Annotated in this window: 11 protein-coding genes and 2 pseudogenes; 11 read left to right on the top strand and 2 right to left on the bottom strand. The window is 44.2% G+C overall.

Features of this window, described 5'->3' with window-relative positions; genetic code table 11:
• The first annotated feature begins 11 nt into the window (after positions 1 to 11).
• From STRDD04_RS07085 to recG, 10 genes and pseudogenes are all read left to right on the top strand, one after another.
• Positions 12 to 707: pseudogene (locus STRDD04_RS07085) on the top strand (histidine phosphatase family protein).
• A gap of 482 nt (positions 708 to 1,189) precedes the next feature.
• Positions 1,190 to 1,357, top strand: a pseudogene (locus STRDD04_RS07080) (UTRA domain-containing protein); the annotation flags it as partial.
• Between the two features lie 13 nt (positions 1,358 to 1,370).
• The gene (gene manA / locus STRDD04_RS07075) at positions 1,371 to 2,312 is read left to right on the top strand and encodes a mannose-6-phosphate isomerase, class I (RefSeq protein WP_062200646.1); all 942 of its coding nucleotides are present in this window, start codon (positions 1,371 to 1,373) and stop codon (positions 2,310 to 2,312) included.
• Between the two features lie 183 nt (positions 2,313 to 2,495).
• On the top strand, positions 2,496 to 2,948 hold the full coding sequence (locus STRDD04_RS07070; RefSeq protein ID WP_231853910.1) for a hypothetical protein: 453 nt from the start codon (positions 2,496 to 2,498) through the stop codon (positions 2,946 to 2,948).
• Between the two features lie 255 nt (positions 2,949 to 3,203).
• Complete coding sequence (gene secA / locus STRDD04_RS07065; RefSeq protein ID WP_062200645.1) at positions 3,204 to 5,720, top strand: preprotein translocase subunit SecA; 2,517 nt, start codon at positions 3,204 to 3,206, stop codon at positions 5,718 to 5,720.
• Between the two features lie 13 nt (positions 5,721 to 5,733).
• The gene (locus STRDD04_RS07060; RefSeq protein ID WP_062200643.1) at positions 5,734 to 6,765 is read left to right on the top strand and encodes a 3-deoxy-7-phosphoheptulonate synthase; all 1,032 of its coding nucleotides are present in this window, start codon (positions 5,734 to 5,736) and stop codon (positions 6,763 to 6,765) included.
• Between the two features lies 1 nt (position 6,766).
• Positions 6,767 to 7,798 (top strand): 3-deoxy-7-phosphoheptulonate synthase, encoded by a 1,032-nt coding sequence (locus STRDD04_RS07055; protein WP_062200642.1) that lies wholly within the window; start codon positions 6,767 to 6,769, stop codon positions 7,796 to 7,798.
• 102 nt (positions 7,799 to 7,900) lie between these two features.
• Entirely contained in the window at positions 7,901 to 8,263 is a 363-nt protein-coding gene (acpS, locus tag STRDD04_RS07050) for a holo-ACP synthase (RefSeq protein WP_062200640.1), read from the top strand.
• Entirely contained in the window at positions 8,253 to 9,359 is a 1,107-nt protein-coding gene (gene alr / locus STRDD04_RS07045; protein ID WP_062200639.1) for an alanine racemase, read from the top strand. The genes acpS and alr overlap by 11 nt, the downstream gene beginning before the upstream one ends.
• Before the next feature lie 105 nt (positions 9,360 to 9,464).
• Positions 9,465 to 11,480 (top strand): ATP-dependent DNA helicase RecG, encoded by a 2,016-nt coding sequence (recG, locus tag STRDD04_RS07040; RefSeq protein ID WP_062200637.1) that lies wholly within the window; start codon positions 9,465 to 9,467, stop codon positions 11,478 to 11,480.
• 438 nt (positions 11,481 to 11,918) lie between these two features.
• On the opposite strand, the gene STRDD04_RS07035 is transcribed toward recG, so the two are convergent.
• A complete protein-coding gene (locus STRDD04_RS07035) occupies positions 11,919 to 12,881 on the bottom strand; it encodes an asparaginase (protein ID WP_062200636.1) in 963 nt (320 codons plus the stop codon).
• Between the two features lie 66 nt (positions 12,882 to 12,947).
• On the opposite strand from STRDD04_RS07035, the gene STRDD04_RS07030 reads away from it, so the two are divergent.
• Complete coding sequence (locus STRDD04_RS07030; RefSeq protein WP_062200634.1) at positions 12,948 to 14,333, top strand: Cof-type HAD-IIB family hydrolase; 1,386 nt, start codon at positions 12,948 to 12,950, stop codon at positions 14,331 to 14,333.
• A gap of 167 nt (positions 14,334 to 14,500) precedes the next feature.
• On the opposite strand, the gene STRDD04_RS07025 is transcribed toward STRDD04_RS07030, so the two are convergent.
• Positions 14,501 to 14,956 carry a universal stress protein gene (locus tag STRDD04_RS07025; RefSeq protein ID WP_037615825.1) on the bottom strand — a complete coding sequence of 152 codons (456 nt, stop codon included), beginning with the start codon at positions 14,954 to 14,956 and terminating at the stop codon, positions 14,501 to 14,503.
• Positions 14,957 to 15,244: the final 288 nt, after the last annotated feature.

The raw sequence follows: 15,244 nt of genomic DNA, 5'->3' as shown, positions 1-15,244 counted from the left end.
TAGGAGAGAATATGACAAAGACAAGACTGTTTATTATCCGCCATGGCAAGACCATGTTTAATACCATTGGCCGAGCTCAGGGCTGGTCGGACACACCGCTGACAGCGGAAGGTGAACGCGGGATTCATGAGTTGGGTATTGGGTTGCGGGAGTCTGGCTTGGAATTTGTAAAAGCCTTCTCCAGTGATTCAGGTCGCACGATTCAGACTATGGGGATTGTTTTGGAAGAGTTATAACTAACGGGCAAGATTTCTTATCGGTTTGACAAGCGCATCCGGGAGTGGTGTTTTGGTAGTTTTGACGGTGCCTATGGTGGAGAGCTTTTCCACGGGGTCATTCCGCGGGTGCTGGATACAGACGATTATAAAGAACTGAGCCTGCCAGATTTAGCAAATGGCTTGGTTGAAGTGGATACAGCTGGCTGGGCTGAACCTTGGGAACAGCTTGGTGGTCGGATTTTAGAAGGGTTTACGGCTATTGCTCAAGATGTGGAAGCTGCTGGTGGGGGCAATGCTTTGGTTGTCAGCCACAGTATGACCATTGGGACTTTTACCTATCTGATCGACGCAGCCATTACCAAAAATCCTGGTGTCCAAAATGGTAGTGTGACAGTTGTCGAATATGAAAAGGGGCAATTTACGCTGCAGGTCTTGGGAGATATGTCCTACCGTGAAATTGGTGCCAAGATTCTGGATATGCAAGAATAGCCGAGGAGAAAGTGAAAAGCAATGATTTAATAGGATTTTCTGAAACCGAGGCAGGTGGACTATTTGATAAGCACTTCTCATTTGGTTTGCAAGCTGCAGCGGCTGAGTCTGCTCTGGGCTGTTTTGCTTAGTTTTCAGCTTCATTATGAGAAGAGTAGATTAGTACATCATTGATTGTCATAAATTGAATGCAAGTTTAGCTATGCTAGGCTTGTGTTTTTATTTCTCAAAAGTATACTTTAATAAATGAAAAGTATAGACATTTAAAAAAAGAAGAGGCAGATTTTTGGTATAATGGCTTGGACGGTAGGCGTACTGGACAAACAGACAGAGTCTGTATTATAATAAGATTAAGAAAAAAGAAGCAGAAGAGAGCTTGGCCAAAGTAAAATATGAAGAAATAGCCGATGTTCTCTGAGATAAAATTACTCAATAGCCTCCTTGTTGCCTACTCAATCGAAACTTGCAAAAGGGGTTGGCGCCAGCCAGATGACTATGATCAAAAGTACCTAAATTGTTCGGTTTCCGATCCTGTTTTACAAGTGGAACAGGTCGTTTATCTGGAAAATGGTCGGCCGATTGAATATTCAAGAAGCCGTAATCGTTTCGACACCAAGGGCTATTCCTTATTGGATGTAAAAAATATTTAAGGAGAATGTTGTTATGTCAGAACCATTATTTTTACAGTCTGTGATGCAGGAGAAGATTTGGGGCGGCACTAAGCTGCGCGATGTCTTTGGCTATGAGATTCCTAGCGACCATGTGGGCGAATACTGGGCTATTTCAGCTCATCCTAATGGCGTGTCAACTGTCAAGAATGGACGCTTTGCCGGTCAGAAGTTAGATGCTCTCTATGCCGAGCACCGTGAGCTCTTTGGCAATCGTCCAGAGCCTGTCTTTCCGCTTTTGACGAAGATTTTAGATGCCAATGACTGGCTCAGTGTTCAGGTCCATCCTGATGATGCTTATGGACTAGAGCATGAAGGCGAACTTGGCAAGACTGAGTGCTGGTATGTTATCGCTGCAGACGAAGGAGCAGAGATTATCTACGGTCACAATGCCAAGAGCAAGGAAGAGCTGCGCCAGCAAATCGAGAGCAAGGACTGGGATCATCTCCTGACCAAAATTCCAGTCAAGGCTGGCGACTTCTTCTATGTACCAAGTGGAACCATGCATGCCATTGGCTCAGGGATTCTGATTTTAGAGACTCAGCAGTCTAGCGACACAACCTATCGGGTCTATGACTTTGATCGCAAGGACGATGCTGGTAATCTTCGTGAGTTGCATTTGGAGCAATCGATTGATGTTCTGACTATCGGTGAGCCAGCTAATAGCCGTCCCGTTACCATTCAGGCAGACGATTTGACGTCTACTCTTTTGGTAGCCAATGACTTCTTTGCTGTTTACAAGTGGGACATTGCTGGTTCTGTTGAGTTTAAAAAGACAGCAGATTACAGTCTGTTTAGCGTCTTGGAAGGTGTTGGCGAGCTGGAAGTTGATGGAACAGTTTATCCTCTTGAAAAAGGGGAGCATTTCATCCTGCCAAGCGACGTCAAAGAATGGACTTTGTCTGGCGACTTGCAGCTGATTGTCAGCCATCCATAGAGAAAGGCGGATTTTGTGCTTGATAAGGTAAGAGAAACAAGTGTTGATGAAGATATTCTTGATTTCTTGAAGTATGTCTAATTTGGTGATTTTTCAAATCCTATCGAAGCAGCAAGCGGGCGGGCCTATCTTGATATGAACAGAACGCTAAGACTGAAGCCGTTGCCAGATGATGTTAGGCTAATGTTACGACGAAAAGTAAACTTAATATTTGCAGAAGAGTTACCTAAACTCTCTTTGAAGGACATTCCCAATCAAGATTCTTTTGATTCTTGGCACCAAAATGTAAGCAATCAAATGAAAAGGATTTACTTAGACAATGGGGTTGTGTTTACATATGGCCATGCGCAAAAATGGCTCAATATGACCATCAAGTATTTATATATGCTTGAAGCGACTTCATTTGATGAAGTGTTTGAGTATTTGCATGTTCCGTTGGATAACTATGTTTTTGACATTTCTAGCAGTAATCTGGGCCTAGAAAAACCAAAGCAACCTTGGAGTCGCTGGGATGATTATGATCATCAGTATTTAGCTTATCAAAAAGCAATTAGAAAAAAGATTTCGCAGGGTAGTCCTTTACGCTGGGAATTCAGATATTGGCTAAAAGCAGTACAAGGTATAGAAAAGGACTAGCCGATCTTGTGCTCTGTGGAATGATTGATGTTAGAGAAACGCATGAAAAGATTCTTAAAACAGATTTCATGCGTTTTTATTATGGTTTCAAACCATTCTTATCATTTGAAAGCGGGATGAAAAATGCAGTTAAAGATTGAAATGACTGTGTTTTTTTGTCTTCTTACTCCTTCTTTCATTCTTGAAAGATATAGGGAAACGTGCTATAATGAGAAGAAACATTTAAAAACAGAACACAAACAAGTAAGGGAAAAAATGGCTAATATTTTAAGAACAATCATTGAAAATGATAGAGGAGAATTAAGAAAACTAGAGAAAATGGCAGATCGGGTCATTGCTTATGAAGATACAATGGCTGCGATGACTGATGAAGAACTGCAAGCAAAGACAGCAGAATTCAGAGAGCGTTGTGCGAAAGGCGAAAGTTTAGATGATCTTTTGTATGAAGCTTTTGCAGTTGTCCGAGAAGGTGCTAAGCGCGTTCTGGGGCTCTTTCCTTATAAAGTGCAGATCATGGGGGGGATTGTCCTCCACCACGGAGACGTTCCGGAAATGCGTACAGGAGAAGGAAAGACTCTGACCGCAACGATGCCGGTTTATCTGAATGCTCTTGCAGGAAAAGGAGTACACGTTGTCACTGTCAACGAATATCTGACAGAGCGGGATGCAACTGAAATGGGTGAGCTGTATTCTTGGCTGGGCCTTTCGGTTGGGATTAACCTAGCGGCTAAATCTTCTATTGAAAAGAGAGAAGCCTATGCTTGTGATATTACTTATTCAACCAATGCGGAGATCGGTTTTGACTATCTGCGTGACAATATGGTCGTTCGCGCTGAAAATATGGTTCAACGCCCGCTTAATTACGCCTTGGTTGATGAGGTGGACTCAATCTTGATTGACGAGGCCCGTACGCCCCTGATTGTATCTGGTCCAACCTCTTCTGATACAAATCAGCTTTATCACATGGCGGATCATTATGTAAAATCTCTTGCTAAAGAGGATTACATCATTGATGTTCAGTCTAAGACCATTGGCCTTTCGGATTCTGGTATCGACAAAGCTGAGAGCTATTTCAAGTTAGATAATCTTTATGATATTGAAAATGTTGCTCTGACTCACTTTATTGACAATGCCCTTCGAGCCAACTACATCATGCTTTTGGATATTGATTATGTAGTCAGTGAGGAGCAAGAAGTCTTGATTGTTGACCAGTTTACCGGTCGGACGATGGAAGGACGCCGGTATTCAGATGGTCTGCACCAAGCAATTGAAGCAAAAGAAGGTGTGCCAATCCAAGATGAAACTAAGACCTCGGCTTCTATCACTTATCAAAATCTTTTCAGAATGTACAAGAAGCTCTCTGGAATGACCGGTACAGCAAAAACAGAAGAAGAAGAGTTTCGTGAAACCTACAATATCCGAGTGATTCCAATCCCTACGAACCGTCCTGTAGCTCGGATTGACCATCCAGATTTGCTCTATCCAAGTCTTGAATCCAAGTTCAAAGCAGTCGTTCAAGATGTAAAAGCACGTTATGAGAAAGGCCAGCCGGTTCTTGTCGGTACGGTTGCCGTTGAAACTAGTGATTTTATTTCTAAAAAATTAGTTGAAGCTGGTGTGCCTCATGAAGTTTTGAATGCCAAAAATCACTACAAAGAAGCACAAATTATCATGAATGCTGGCCAGCGCGGTGCTGTAACGATTGCGACCAACATGGCCGGACGTGGTACGGATATCAAGCTGGGTGAGGGTGTGCGTGAGCTGGGTGGACTTTGTGTCATCGGTACAGAGCGTCACGAAAGTCGCCGGATTGACAATCAGTTGCGCGGACGTTCAGGGCGTCAGGGAGACCCAGGTGAATCTCAGTTTTATCTGTCGCTTGAAGATGAGCTGATGCGTCGTTTTGGTTCTGAGCGAATCAAGGCTCTGCTTGAGCGGATGAACCTCAGCGAAGAAGAGTCTGTTATCAAATCTCGGATGCTGACTCGTCAAGTTGAAGGCGCTCAAAAACGGGTTGAAGGAAATAACTATGACACCCGGAAGCAAGTCCTTCAATATGACGATGTCATGCGCGAACAGCGGGAAATTATCTATGCAGAACGCTACGATGTGATCACTGCCAATCGTGATTTGAGTCCTGAGATCCATGCTATGATTAGACGGACAATTGATCGGATCGTAGATGGCAACAGCCGTGCTGAAGCGAGCGAAAGGCTTGCAGCTATCCTGAATTTTGCTAAGTACAATCTGGTCTCAGAAGATTCTATTTCTGAGAATGATTTAGAAGGAAAATCAGACCAAGAAATCAAAGCTTATCTATTTGAGCGTGCTTCAGAAGTTTATGATAACCAAATTGCAAAACTGCGAGATGAAGAATCCGTACGTGAATTCCAGAAGGTTTTGATTTTGCGTGTAGTAGACAGTAAGTGGACAGACCATATTGACGCACTTGATCAATTACGTCAGGCTGTAGGACTTCGTGGATATGCTCAAAACAATCCGGTTGTTGAGTACCAAGCAGAAAGTTTCCGTATGTTTAATGCGATGATCGGTTCCATTGAATTTGATGTGACGCGTTTGATGATGAAAGCACAGATTCATGAGCAAGAGCGTCCGCGTACAGAGCACAATATCAGTACAACAGCTACTCGGAATATTTCTGCTAAGATCCCGAATCTTCTTAAAGATATAGATTTGTCTAAAGTTAAGCGAAATGATCTTTGTCCATGCGGTTCAGGAAAGAAATTTAAGAATTGTCATGGCCGTAAGTAGTTAAGGAGAGAAGATGGCATTTAAAGCAACTAGTCAACCAATCAACGTAGCAGAAGTGCGTCAGCTTGCAAAGCTAGAAGGCGATATTTTATCCCGTAAGCAAGAGCGTGATCGTCAATTGGAAGCCATTATCCGTGGCGAGGATGACCGGATTCTTTTGGTTATCGGACCTTGTTCTTCAGATAATGAAGAAGCTGTTTTGGAATATGCCAAGCGTCTCTCTGCTCTTCAAGAAGAAGTCAAAGACCGGATTTTTATGGTGATGCGGGTTTATACAGCTAAACCACGTACCAATGGTGACGGTTATAAAGGATTGATTCACCAGCCCAATGCGACAGCAGCACCTAGTCTAATCAACGGCATTAAGGCGGTTCGCAACCTGCATTATCGCGTGATTTCAGAAACTGGCATGACGACGGCTGACGAGATGCTTTACCCTGAAAACCTTCCTTTAGTGGATGATTTGATTTCTTATATGGCGATTGGAGCTCGCTCTGTTGAGGATCAGCAACATCGGTTTGTAGCCAGTGGGGCAAGTTTTCCGACTGGTTTGAAAAATCCAACTTCTGGTAATCTCAATGTTATGTTCAACGGCATCTATGCTGCCCAAAACAAGCAGAGTTTTCTTTTCTTAGGCCAAGAGGTTGAAACCAGTGGCAATCCCCTTGCTCATGCGATTTTGCGGGGCTCTATCAATGAATATGGGAAAAATATTCCTAATTACTATTATGATAACCTGTTAGATACAATTGCGCAGTATGAAAAGATGGGGCTGGAAAATCCTTGCATTATTATTGATACCAATCATGATAATTCAGGCAAACGGTATATGGAACAGGTTCGGATTGTCCGTCAAACCTTGATTAATCGTGATTGGAATGAGAAAATCAAGTCGGCTGTTCGAGGTTTTATGATTGAATCTTATTTGGAAGACGGCCGTCAGGATGAGCCAGAAATTTTTGGGAAATCCATTACGGATCCGTGTCTGGGCTGGGACAATACAGAAGTATTGGTCCGCGAGATTTATGAAACATTGGGGCAATAATATGGTATTTATCGAAAAAGGTCAGAGAATTGATATTGAGCAAATCAAGTCAAAAACGAGACTGAGCGGCCAAGCTTTAGCCAACAAAAATAAAAGGGATCAGGAGCTTGCTAGGATTCTCAGCGGTCAGGATGATCGCATTCTCCTAGTCATCGGTCCTTGTTCTTCTGATAATGAAGATGCTGTTTTAGAATATGCCCGCCGTCTGTCTGAACTGCAAAAAAAGGTGGAGGACAGAGTCTTTATTGTGATGCGGGTATATACTGCCAAACCGCGTACTAATGGTGACGGCTATAAGGGCTTGGTTCACCAGCCAGACACCTCGAAAGCACCTAGCCTTATTAATGGGATTCAAGCAGTTCGTCAGCTGCACTACCGTGTGATTACGGAAACTGGTCTGACAACTGCGGACGAGATGCTTTATCCTACCAATTTGAGACTGGTGGATGATTTGGTTAGCTATCACGCAGTTGGAGCTCGCTCAGTGGAGGATCAAGAACACCGCTTTGTAGCATCAGGAATTGATGCGCCAGTCGGGATGAAAAATCCAACTTCTGGTAATTTGGGAGTAATGTTCAATGCGATTTATGCTGCTCAGAATATGCAAACCTTCCTCTTCCACAATCAAGAAGTAGAGACTTCTGGAAATCCGCTGGCTCATGCAATTCTCCGCGGCTCCATTGATGAATATGGCAAAAACCGCCCAAATTTCTATTATGAAATTTTGTTAGATGCTATTGCTAACTATGAAAAATTAGGCTTGGAAAATCCTTTTATCATTATTGATACCAATCATGATAATTCAGGCAAACGGTATATGGAGCAAATTCGGATTGTCCGTCAAACCCTTATCAATCGTGCTTGGAACGAGAAAATCAAACAAACGGTTCGAGGTTTTATGATTGAGTCTTATCTGGAAGACGGACGGCAAAATGAGCCTGAAGTCTTTGGTAAATCTATCACTGACCCTTGCCTAGGCTGGGACAATACTGTCCAGCTGATTGAAGAAATTTATGATGCTTTAGCTAAATAAAAAGTGAAAGGAAGACAGGGGTTTTCAGTTTGAAATCAACTGTCTGAAAGGATAAACTCAGCTGGGAATCGGCTGAGTTTTCTCGCATTACTCAAGAGAAATATGATTAAAGGACATGGAATTGATTTAGAGGAAGTATCCTCTATTGAGCGGGCCTATAGCAAGAATTCTCGCTTTGCCCAGAAAGTATTGACACCAAAAGAATTTTCCCGCTTCGAAGAATTGAAAGGGAAAAGGAAAATGGAGTATCTAGCCGGTCGTTGGTCGGCAAAAGAAGCTTTTTCCAAGGCCTGGGGAACGGGGATTGGGAAAGTGACCTTTCAGGATTTGGAAATCTTGAACAATCAACAAGGAGCTCCCTACTTTAGCCTGTCACCTTTTGATGGCAAGGTCTGGGTATCCATCAGTCATGCAGGCAATCAGGTTATTGCCAGTGTTATTTTGGAGGAAGAAAATGAAAGCTAGTCTACATAGACCCAGCCAAGCTGTTGTCGATCTATCAGCAATTTACTTTAATATTGAACAAATTATAAGTCATATACCAGAAGAAGTTGAAAAGTGGGCGGTTGTCAAGGCGAACGCCTATGGACATGGAGCAGTTGCTGTATCAAAATATATCGACCCTATTGTAGATGGTTTTTGCGTTTCTAATGTCGACGAAGCTTTAGAGCTTCGCGAAGCTGGACTCAGCAAAAAAATCTTGATTTTGGGAGTTTCTGAAGTGGATGTGGTTCCCTTGATCATTGAGAAGGAAATTACCTTAACAGTTGCTGGTTTAGAATGGTTGGAGCTGCTCTTAAATAGGCAGAGCGATCTGTCTGGGCTGACCGTTCATATCAAGGTTGATTCTGGGATGGGCCGCATTGGTTTTCGCTCTGGCAAAGAAGTTCGAGAGGCCATTCATCGTTTGCAGGGAGCGGGTGCCTTTGTAGAAGGGATTTTTACCCATTTTGCAACGGCCGATGAGATAGAGACTGCCAATTTTTCAGCTCAGTTAAGTCGTTTTGAAGAAATTTTAAGTGAGTTAGATTTCCTGCCGCCGATTGTTCATGCCAGCAACTCAGCAACTACTCTTTGGCATAGTGAAACAATTATGAATGCTGTTCGTCTGGGAGATATTATCTATGGGCTTAATCCTAGCGGACGGGTGCTGGAGTTGCCCTATGAGGTCAAACCAGCTTTAAGCTTAGAATCAGCCTTGGTCCATGTCAAAGAAATTCAGGTGGGTGCCCATGTTGGTTATGGTGCGACTTATACTAGTGATAGCCAGCAAATTATTGGTACCATTCCTCTAGGCTATGCGGATGGCTGGACACGAGATATGCAGGGCTTTGACGTCTTGGTCGATGGTCAGCGCTGTCCTATTGTCGGCCGGGTTTCCATGGATCAGATCACAGTGCGCCTGCCTCGGGCTTATCCCCTTGGCACGCCAGTTGTTTTGATTGGAAATAGCGGAGCTGAGACCATTACGGCGACAGATGTGGCAGAAAAGCGTGGCACCATTAACTATGAGGTGGTCTGCTTGATTAGCGACCGCGTACCGAGAGTTTATAAAGACTAAAGAGAGATGAAGGGAAGCGCTTGAAGTATTTGATAATGTTCTAGCTTGCTTCCTCCCTTGTCTGTGATTTTAGCACCGTACAGTATCAGAACTGAAAGAGGAATTATGAATTTACACCAACCTTTGACGGTTCTGCCTGGTGTGGGACCGAAATCAGCAGAAAAATTTACCAAGCTGGGCTTAGAGAGTTTGCAGGATTTGCTGCTTTATTTTCCTTTTCGTTATGAGGATTTTAAGAGCAAGAATGTCCTAGACTTGGAGGATGGAGAGAAGGCGGTTGTTTCTGGTCAGGTTGTGACCCCGGCCAATGTCCAGTATTATGGCTACAAGCGCAATCGCCTGCGTTTTACCATCAAGCAGGGAGAAGTCGCTTTGGCGGTTAATTTCTTTAACCAGCCTTATCTGGCAGACAAGATTGAAGTGGGAGCTAGTATAGCCGTTTTTGGTAAGTGGGACAAAGCCAAGGTCAGTTTGACTGGCATGAAGCTTCTGGCTCAGGTTGAGGACGACTTGCAGCCTGTTTATCGAGTTGCCCAAGGAATTAGTCAGGCCAGTCTAGTCAAGCTGATTAAGGTGGCCTTTGACCAAGGTCTGGATCAGTTATTGGAGGAAAATCTTCCTCCTGTCCTTCGGGAGCGCTATCAGCTTTTGGGGCGCACTCAAGCTGTGCGGGCTATGCATTTTCCAAAGGACCTGGCGGACTACAAGCAGGCTTTGCGTCGGGTTAAATTTGAAGAGCTGTTTTATTTTCAGATGCAGTTGCAAGTTCTAAAGCAGGAGACCAAGGATGTCAGCCAGGGACTAGCTATCCCTTGGCAGGAAAAAATGTTGGCTCAAAAGAAGGCCGAGCTGCCTTTTGCCCTGACTGAGGCTCAGAAGCGGAGTCTGGAAGAAATTCTCAGTGATTTGCAATCGCCTGGTCACATGAACCGCCTCCTGCAGGGAGATGTTGGCAGTGGTAAGACCGTGGTGGCTGGCTTGGCCATGTATGCCGCCTATACGGCTGGTTACCAGTCGGCTTTGATGGTTCCGACAGAAATCTTGGCTGAGCAGCATCTGGATAGCCTGACTCAGCTCTTTCCTGAGCTGAATTTGGCCCTCCTGACTGGTGGGATGAAAGCCGCTGAACGTAGGGAGACCTTGGCTGCAATAGAGTCGGGGCAAGTAGATATGGTGGTCGGCACCCATGCCTTGATTCAGGAAGGGGTGGTTTATCATCGACTGGGTCTGGTCATTATTGATGAGCAACATCGTTTTGGGGTGGACCAGCGCCGGATTTTACGGGAAAAGGGAGACAATCCTGATGTCCTCATGATGACGGCTACGCCTATTCCTCGGACTCTGGCTATTACAGCTTTTGGCGATATGGACGTCTCCATCATTGACCAGATGCCGGCTGGTCGCAAGCCTATCATCACCCGCTGGGTCAAGCACGAACAGCTGGAAGTGGTCTTAGACTGGATGAAAAAAGAGCTGGCCAAGGGGGCTCAAGTCTACTTTATTTCTCCTTTGATTGAAGAATCAGAGGCATTGGACTTGAAAAACGCGATTGCTCTAGAGGAAGAGCTCAAGGCCTACTTTGCCAATCAGGCTCAGGTGGCTCTCCTCCACGGTCGCATGAAAAATGACGAAAAAGAAGCCATTATGCAAGACTTCAAGGTCGGGAAAACAGATATTCTAGTGTCGACTACAGTTATTGAAGTCGGGGTCAATGTTCCAAATGCGACCATCATGGTTATCATGGATGCTGACCGCTTCGGTCTCAGCCAGCTTCATCAATTACGGGGGCGGGTTGGCCGAGGTCACAAGCAGTCTTATGCCGTGCTAGTTGCCAATCCCAAGACGGAGTCTGGGAAGCAGCGCATGAAAATCATGACGGAGACCACAGATGGCTTTGTTCTCGCTGAGGAAGACCTCAAGATGAGAGGTTCTGGTGAAATTTTCGGTACCCGCCAGTCCGGTATCCCAGAGTTTCAGGTGGCGGACATCGTGGAGGATTATCCGATTTTGGAAGAAGCGCGCAAGGTAGCCAGCCAGATTGTGGCGAATCCCAACTGGCGGCAAGATGCCAATTGGCGCCTGATTGCCCGACATTTGGAGCTTCGGGATTATCTAGACTAAAGGAAACAATGAGAAACCTAGGACGAAGAACTTCCTAGGTTTTTATGCGTCTTAGTAAGTCCAGTTTTTGAGGCTTCGCTCGGAAAAGTGATCGGGCGAAGTGAAGAGGTGTGAGTGTCGTAGCTTTTAACCAAGTGCATGGTTGAGTCTAGAGCTATGGTTGTCGGGACAGGAGCATGACACTTATCTTAAGCTTTCTGCAAGAAAATTCTAAGCCTTCCTTAAGTTTTCAGAATTATAATGACAGCATTAAAAGAAACGAGGTAGCAAGATGAAAGTAGAAGTTAAAGTCAACTATAAAAAAGAATTTAAAAAAGGAGTAAAAGGAGTTCCGAGTTATGGTTATTGACTATCTCAGTAAAATAGCAGAGTCTATATTTCAGCTCTTTATCTAATCAAAATAAGCCAGTCACAAAAGCATGACAGGCTTATTTGGTCTTATCCTTCAATATAGTCTTTTAATTCTTTACCAGTTAATTCAGCGTTGAGAGCGATTAGCAATTTGATGCGGGCTTTTGGGGCATTAAGCTCCTTGACAAACATGACTCCAGCTTGGTGTAGCTTAACGCCGCCCCCCTCATAAGCATAGACAGGTTCGGCTATGCCGTTGAAGCAACGTGAGACTAGGGCGATGGGAAGACCTGCTTTTGCCATCTCTGTTAATTTTTCAGCCGCTTCTCTCGGTAGATTGCCAGCGCCAAAGGCTTCAATAATCAGACCGTCTAGCTTTGGCAAATCTAGCATATCTAGGAGTTCTGTCTTCATACCGGCATAGGCTGGAATGATGGGGACAAGCCCAGAAATGCTGTTCAGGTCAAAACGAACGCGGGGCTCTGCTGTTTTGAAATAGAGGATTTCTTGCTTCATAACGAGACCTAAAGGGCCGTGCGTCGGAGTTTGAAAGGTGCTGACATTCGTGGTATGGGTTTTGGTGACATATTTGGCAGCATGGACTTCATCATTCATGACGACAAAGACTCCCTTGCCACGGGCTTTCTCGTCGCTGGCAACTCGCAGAGCGGTTAGGTAATTATAAAGCCCATCACTGCCTAATTCATTAGAACTCCTCATGGCTCCGGTCAGAACAACAGGAATGTCAGGCAGGTCCATGGTATCAAGGAAGTAGGCTGTCTCCTCCAGAGTATCTGTCCCGTGAGTAATGACCACTCCGTCGTAGTGATCAGCATCAGACTTTATTTTTTGGTAGAGTTCCAGCATGTGCTGGGGAGTGATGTGAGGGCTAGGGATATTGAAGAAATCAAGCGCGGCCACTTCAATGCCGCTTAAAGGCACGGCTACATGGTTCATGGGATTATCATGGCTGCTATTGACAGCACCGCTTCCGTCTGCCTGCATGGAAATGGTCCCGCCAGTGTGTAAAACTAAAATTCGCTTATTCATAGGTGAGCTTCTCCGTGAATTGTGTTATAATTTATTGTATCATAAAAGGAAAGAATGAGAAAATCAATGGAAGTAAAAGCCGTCTTTTTCGATATCGATGGGACACTGGTCAATGACAGTCGAACGGTTTTGAAATCGACAGAGGCCGCCATTAAAAGTTTGAAAGAACAAGGGATTTTGGTCGGTTTAGCAACAGGCCGCGGTCCTTTCTTTGTCAAACCTTTTATGGAACAGCTGGATTTAGATTTTGCGGTGACCTATAATGGCCAGTATATTTTTGCAAAAGACAAGGTGATTTCTGCTACGCCGATTGACAAACAAAGCCTGCGCGATTTGATTGCCTACGCTAAGAAGCACCGGAAGGAAATTTCCTTTGGAACAGCAGAGGCCATGCAAGGTTCAAAAATCATGACTTTTGGCATGAGTTCTTTTTCTCAGTGGGCCAGCCAGTTTATCCCTAAGAAATGGGCTCGAACAGTTAGTCGTGGTTTTAATAGAGTTATCGGCAAGGCGCTTCCTCAGCAGGAGAAGGAGCTCTTACAGTTGATTCAAGAGCCGATTTATCAAGTGCTTATATTGGCGGATCCAGCTGAAAGTCAAAAGATTGAAGCGGATTTTCCGCATTTGAAATTTACTCGGTCGAGCCCCTATGCAGCGGATATTATCAATCAAGACATGTCCAAATTGGAAGGAATTCGCCGAGTTGGCAAGGAATATGGCTTTGATATCAATCAAGTGATGGCTTTCGGGGACTCGGACAATGACTTAGAAATGCTGTCGGGTGTCGGCTTATCTATTGCCATGGGCAATGGAACCAGCTCTGTCAAGAAAGTGGCTAAGCACACGACTAGCAGCAACAGTCAGGATGGTATCCATCGCGCGCTGGAACATTTCGGTATTCTGGCAAGTGAGAAAGTCTTTGTTTCCAGCGATCATCATTTCAATAAAGTAAAGACCTTCCATGGTGTGATGGATGAATGCACGCAGGAAGAGCCAATCGCTTGGACACCAGAAGATGCACGGCATCGTGCTGATTTTAAGTTGGAAGAGCTAGTTGAATTTCTCAGAGCGGCCAGTCGTTCCGAAGCAGAATTTGATCAATCCATTTCAAGGATGCACCAGGCTTTGGATAAGGCGGCTACCAAGGTTCGCAGCAAGCGAGAGGCCGAAGTTTCGTTAGTCGGTCAAGTAGACGCCCTAATCGACACGCTTTACTTCACTTATGGCAGCTTTGTCTTGATGGGAGTGGATCCCGAGCGGATTTTTGATATTGTCCATCAGGCTAATATGGGGAAAATTTTCCCAGATGGAAAAGCGCATTTTGACCCAGTAACGCATAAGATTCTGAAACCGGATGACTGGGAAGAAAAATATGCTCCAGAGCCTGCAATTAAACGAGAACTAGAGCGGCAGATTCAGGCTTATCAGCGCAACAAAAGCCACGACAAGTAAGCCAAAAACAAAAAAATATTTGGTGCTGAACAATTATAAATATATAGAAACTGGACAGGAGCTCAGCCAAAATAGAAAAAAAGACCTGAGATTTGATTTTTGCAATGCTCATCTCAGGTCTTTTAAAATGCTCCGTATTTGAAGAGAAATGGAGTAAGGATGGTCACTTACAGAGTCTTTTCCTTATCTCTAACAACTAGCAAATCCACTTTGGCATGACGCAGAATGTATTCTGATGAAGAGCCAACCAGCAAACGCTCAAAGGCGTTGAGTCCGGTGGCGCCGACCATAATTAGGTCCACCTTATGCTCATCAGGAATCTCTGTAGCCAAAAGTGTTTTAGGATTTCCCATTTCGATAACGATGTCAACGTGCTTAATTCCAGCATTTTGAGCTTTTTCTTTATATTTTTCAGCCAACTTTTTGGCATCTTCCTGCAGCTCCTCATAGACGTCGGCATCAAAGGTTGAAATGCTTTGAAGAGCTCGTGTATCAATGACATGAGCAATCGTGAGGCGCGAACCATTTCTGAGTGCTACATTCACCCCTTTTTCAAATGCAAGCTCAGCTTCGTGTGAGCCATCAACAGCGACCATTATATTTTCATATTTTTGTTGAACCATGGGACTACCTCCGTTCTTTATAAGGGACACGAGAGTTTCAAAAGCAGCTGCAACGAAATCTTTGAAGCCCTAAGTGTGCTTTGGGAAAGAAAATCAGGCAGCCGTATTTTAACTCAAATTCTATTTTAATATCTCTATTGTAACCCTTTTCAGAAAAAAAGTAAAGATAGAGTAGCAATCGAGACGATAGAGATATTGATGAAGTCACCTGTTTAAAAAATGATGAAAATAACAAAATGAGCTGTTAAAAGTCAAGATTAAGTAAATTCTGAAGCACAAATATAGTCA

Origin of the sequence: Streptococcus sp. DD04, assembly GCF_001578725.1 — a bacterium.
Lineage (GTDB): Bacteria > Bacillota > Bacilli > Lactobacillales > Streptococcaceae > Streptococcus > Streptococcus sinensis.
The sequence above is the reverse complement of the archived record's forward strand: the minus strand, read 5'-3'. Positions and strand labels throughout refer to the sequence as shown.

Excerpts from the sequence above, each read along its gene's own strand:
- manA (WP_062200646.1), top strand. The coding sequence starts at position 1,371 with ATGTCAGAACCATTATTTTTACAGTCTGTGATGCAGGAGAAGATTTGG.
- STRDD04_RS07035 (WP_062200636.1), bottom strand. The coding sequence starts at position 12,881 with ATGAATAAGCGAATTTTAGTTTTACACACTGGCGGGACCATTTCCATG.
- secA (WP_062200645.1), top strand. The coding sequence starts at position 3,204 with ATGGCTAATATTTTAAGAACAATCATTGAAAATGATAGAGGAGAATTA.
- acpS (WP_062200640.1), top strand. The coding sequence starts at position 7,901 with ATGATTAAAGGACATGGAATTGATTTAGAGGAAGTATCCTCTATTGAG.
- STRDD04_RS07030 (WP_062200634.1), top strand. The coding sequence starts at position 12,948 with ATGGAAGTAAAAGCCGTCTTTTTCGATATCGATGGGACACTGGTCAAT.
- STRDD04_RS07055 (WP_062200642.1), top strand. The coding sequence starts at position 6,767 with ATGGTATTTATCGAAAAAGGTCAGAGAATTGATATTGAGCAAATCAAG.
- STRDD04_RS07025 (WP_037615825.1), bottom strand. The coding sequence starts at position 14,956 with ATGGTTCAACAAAAATATGAAAATATAATGGTCGCTGTTGATGGCTCA.
- STRDD04_RS07060 (WP_062200643.1), top strand. The coding sequence starts at position 5,734 with ATGGCATTTAAAGCAACTAGTCAACCAATCAACGTAGCAGAAGTGCGT.
- alr (WP_062200639.1), top strand. The coding sequence starts at position 8,253 with ATGAAAGCTAGTCTACATAGACCCAGCCAAGCTGTTGTCGATCTATCA.
- STRDD04_RS07070 (WP_231853910.1), top strand. The coding sequence starts at position 2,496 with ATGTTACGACGAAAAGTAAACTTAATATTTGCAGAAGAGTTACCTAAA.
- recG (WP_062200637.1), top strand. The coding sequence starts at position 9,465 with ATGAATTTACACCAACCTTTGACGGTTCTGCCTGGTGTGGGACCGAAA.